Source organism: Pseudomonas juntendi, assembly GCF_009932375.1.
GTDB lineage: Bacteria > Pseudomonadota > Gammaproteobacteria > Pseudomonadales > Pseudomonadaceae > Aquipseudomonas > Aquipseudomonas juntendi.
The window spans coordinates 1-3,648 of record NZ_BLJG01000379.1 but is presented as its reverse complement, the minus strand read 5'-3'; the positions used below and the strand labels follow the sequence as shown (position 1 = coordinate 3,648).

Below are 3,648 nucleotides of genomic sequence, written 5' to 3'. Positions count from 1 at the left end.
TTCGACGTTCGACTGGCAGCTTACGACTAGCAACCTCCCGTCCCCCCCGCAAGAGAAATTTCCACCCCCCTCTTGCACAACAAATATTATGGTATACCATCAGACAACAAGAGCTGATAACCCTCACCAGGAGCCACCCATGAGTTTCGAAATCCGCAAGATCGTCACCTACTCCGAAGAGACCCGCATCGAAGGCGGCAAGGCCACCGACAAGCCGGTGACCATGGTCGGCCTGGCCGTGGTGATCAAGAACCCATGGGCCGGTCGCGGTTTCGTTGAAGATCTGAAGCCGGAAATCCGCGCCAACTGCTCGGAGCTGGGCGCGCTGATGGTCGAGCGCCTGACTGCCGCCATTGGTGGGGCCGACAAGATCGAGGCCTACGGCAAGGCCGCCGTGGTGGGTGCCGATGGCGAAATCGAGCACGCTTCGGCGGTGATCCACACCCTGCGCTTTGGCAACCACTACCGCGAAGCGGTACAGGCCAAGAGCTACCTGAGCTTCACCAACAAGCGTGGTGGCCCAGGCACCTCGATCCAGATCCCGATGATGCAGAAAGACGACGAGGGCCTGCGCTCGCACTACATCACCCTGGAGATGCAGATCGAAGACGCACCGCGTGCCGATGAAATCGTCGTAGTGCTGGGCGCTGCCGACGGCGGCCGCCTGCACCCGCGCATCGGCAACCGCTACATCGACCTGGAAGAACTGGCTGCCGAAAAAGCCAGCGCTCAATAACAACAACCAAGACGGGCCGGGGCGTGGCGTGCTTACCCGCCGCGCCCGACCTTCAAGGAGCGCCCTCCATGATTCAGCCTGTCGCTGAACGCACACCTGCCGGCACCAGCTACCTGTCCGTCGGCCAGGGCCAACCCGTGGTACTGATCCACGGCGTGGGCCTGAACAAGGAAATGTGGGGCGGTCAGTTCGTTGGCCTGGCCAACGACTACCGCGTCATCGCCTATGACATGCTCGGCCACGGGCAAAGCCGCGTGCCGGCTGCCGATACCCCGCTGGAAGGCTATGCCGACCAGCTCGCCGAACTGCTTGACCACCTGCAAATCGCCCAGGCCACGGTAATCGGCTTTTCCATGGGCGGCCTGGTTGCCCGGGCCTTTGCCCTCAACTACCCGCAGCGCCTGGCGGCACTGGTGGTTCTCAACAGCGTGTTCAACCGCAGCCCCGAGCAGAGCGCCGGCGTTATCGCCCGCGCCGCCCAGGCCGCAGAACTGGGCCCCGACGCCAACGTCGACGCCGCCCTCGAGCGCTGGTTCAGCCGTGAATACAAGGCCGCCAACCCGGCCCAGGTCGCCGCTATCCGCCAGGTCCTGGCGAGCAATGACCCGCAGGGCTACCACACCACTTATTCGCTGTTCGCCACCCAGGACATGTACCGCGCCAGCGACCTGGGCAGCATCCAGGTGCCGACACTGATCGCCACCGGCGAGCTCGACTCGGGCTCCACACCGGCCATGACCCGCCAGCTCGCGGCGCGCATCCCAGGTGCGCACAGTGTGGTGCTGGCCGAGCAACGGCATATGATGGCGGTGGAAGCACCGCGTGAAGTCAACAAGATGCTGCTGGACTTCCTCGCGCAAGCCCGCACCCTTACCGAATCCGCCAAGGGGATTGTTGCATGACCCTCGTTCGTTTCCAGATGTGCATCGACGGCCAATGGCGCGATGCCCAGAGCGGCAAGACCTTCGACAGCCTCAACCCGGCCACCGCCCAGGCCTGGGCACAGTTGCCCGATGCCGACGAGGCCGATGTGGAGCTGGCCGTGCAGGCCGCCCAGCGTGCCTTCGACAGCAAGCAGTGGCGCAGCATCACGGCCACCGCGCGCGGCAAGCTGCTGCGTCGCCTGGGTGACCTGATTGCCGAGAACAAAGAGCACCTGGCGCAGCTGGAGAGCCGTGACAACGGCAAGCTGATTCGCGAAACCCGCGGCCAGGTCGGTTACCTGCCCGAGTTCTTCCACTACACCGCCGGCCTGGCCGACAAGCTCGAAGGTGGCACCCTGCCGCTGGACAAGCCCGACCTGTTCGCCTACACCGTGCACGAGCCGATCGGCGTGGTCGCCGGCATCATCCCGTGGAACAGCCCGCTGTACCTTACCGCGATCAAACTGGCCCCGGCCCTGGCGGCCGGCAACACCATCGTGCTCAAGCCGTCCGAGCACGCTTCGGCGACCATTCTGGAGCTGGCCCGCCTGGCCCTGGAAGCCGGCTTCCCGCCGGGTGTCGTCAACGTGGTCACTGGCTACGGTCCAAGCACCGGCGCGGCGCTGACCCGCCACCCGCTGGTGCGCAAGATCGCCTTCACCGGCGGTGCAGCCACTGCCCGCCACGTGGTGCGCAGCAGTGCCGAGAACTTCGCCAAGCTGTCGCTGGAGCTGGGCGGCAAATCGCCGAACATCATCTTCGCCGATGCCGACCTGGACAGCGCCATCAACGGCGCCGTGGCCGGCATCTATGCCGCCTCCGGGCAAAGCTGCGTCGCCGGCTCGCGCCTGCTGGTGCAGGACGAGATTTTCGACGAGTTTGTCGAGCGCCTGATTGCCCGCGCCAAGCGCATCCGCATCGGCAACCCGCAGGACGATGCCAGCGAAATGGGCCCGATGGCGACCGCGCAGCAGTTGGCCGTGGTCGAAGGCCTGGTCGCTGCGGCCAAGGCTGAAGGCGCCAAGCTGCACATGGGTGGCAAGCGGGCCGAGGTCGAAGGCGAAGGCTGGTTCTACGAACCGACCCTGTTCGAGTGCGACAGCAACTCGATGACCATCATGCAGGAAGAAGTGTTCGGCCCGGTCGCGGCGGTCATCCGCTTCAAGACCGAGGAGCAGGCGCTGGAAATCGCCAACGACTCGCAGTTCGGCCTGGCGGCCGGTATCTGGACCCGCGACCTGGGCCGCGCCCACCGCCTGGCCCGTGACGTGCGCTCGGGCATCATCTGGGTCAACACCTACCGCGCCGTGTCGGCCATGGCCCCGATCGGCGGTTTCAAGAACAGCGGCTACGGCCGTGAGAGTGGCATCGATTCGGTGCTGGCCTATACCGAGCTGAAGACCGTGTGGATCAACCTGTCCACCGCGCCCATGCCCGACCCGTTTGTGATGCGCTAAGAGGTAGCACGAGATGATCGAACCTGGCATCTACAAAGACGTGATGGGCTCCTTCCCGTCCGGCGTCACGGTTGTCACCACCCTGGACGCCGACGGCGGCATCGTCGGCATCACCGCCAGTGCCTTCAGCGCCCTGTCGATCGACCCGGCGCTGGTGCTGTTCTGCCCCAACTACGCCTCTGACACCTACCCGATCCTGCGCGACAGCAAGCAGTTCGCGATCCACCTGCTGTCGGCCGAGCAAACCGCCGAGGCCTATGCGTTTGCCGGCAAGGGCAAGGACAAGGCCAAGGGCATCGAGTGGCACCTGAGCGAGCTGGGCAACCCGCTGCTGGCGAAGGCCACGGCGATCATCGAGTGCGAACTGTGGCGCGAGTATGACGGCGGGGACCATGCGATCATCGTGGGTGCGGTGAAGAACCTGGTGCTGCCCGAGCAGCCGGTAACGCCGATGGTGTACCACAAGGGCAAGCTGGGCGCCCTGCCGCCTTTGGGCTGATAGACCTTTAAGCCGGTGTTGGCTGCTTCGCGG

Annotated in this window: 4 protein-coding genes; all 4 read left to right on the top strand. The window is 65.2% G+C overall.

Annotated elements, in window-relative coordinates; all coding sequences use genetic code 11:
- Positions 1-139: 139 nt before the first annotated feature.
- The 4 genes from GYA94_RS26140 to GYA94_RS26125 all read left to right on the top strand — a co-directional run bounded on the left by GYA94_RS26140 (position 140) and on the right by GYA94_RS26125 (position 3,615).
- Positions 140-736: an amino acid synthesis family protein gene (locus tag GYA94_RS26140; RefSeq protein WP_029613156.1), complete on the top strand. Its 597-nt coding sequence runs from the start codon at positions 140-142 to the stop codon at positions 734-736.
- Between the two features lie 68 nt (positions 737-804).
- Entirely contained in the window at positions 805-1,638 is an 834-nt protein-coding gene (locus GYA94_RS26135) for an alpha/beta fold hydrolase (protein WP_029887620.1), read from the top strand.
- A complete protein-coding gene (locus tag GYA94_RS26130; RefSeq protein ID WP_054912259.1) occupies positions 1,635-3,116 on the top strand; it encodes an aldehyde dehydrogenase in 1,482 nt (493 codons plus the stop codon). Before GYA94_RS26135 ends, GYA94_RS26130 begins: the two co-directional genes overlap by 4 nt.
- 13 nt (positions 3,117-3,129) lie before the next feature.
- Positions 3,130-3,615: a flavin reductase family protein gene (locus GYA94_RS26125; protein ID WP_047150252.1), complete on the top strand. Its 486-nt coding sequence runs from the start codon at positions 3,130-3,132 to the stop codon at positions 3,613-3,615.
- Positions 3,616-3,648 lie beyond the last annotated feature (33 nt).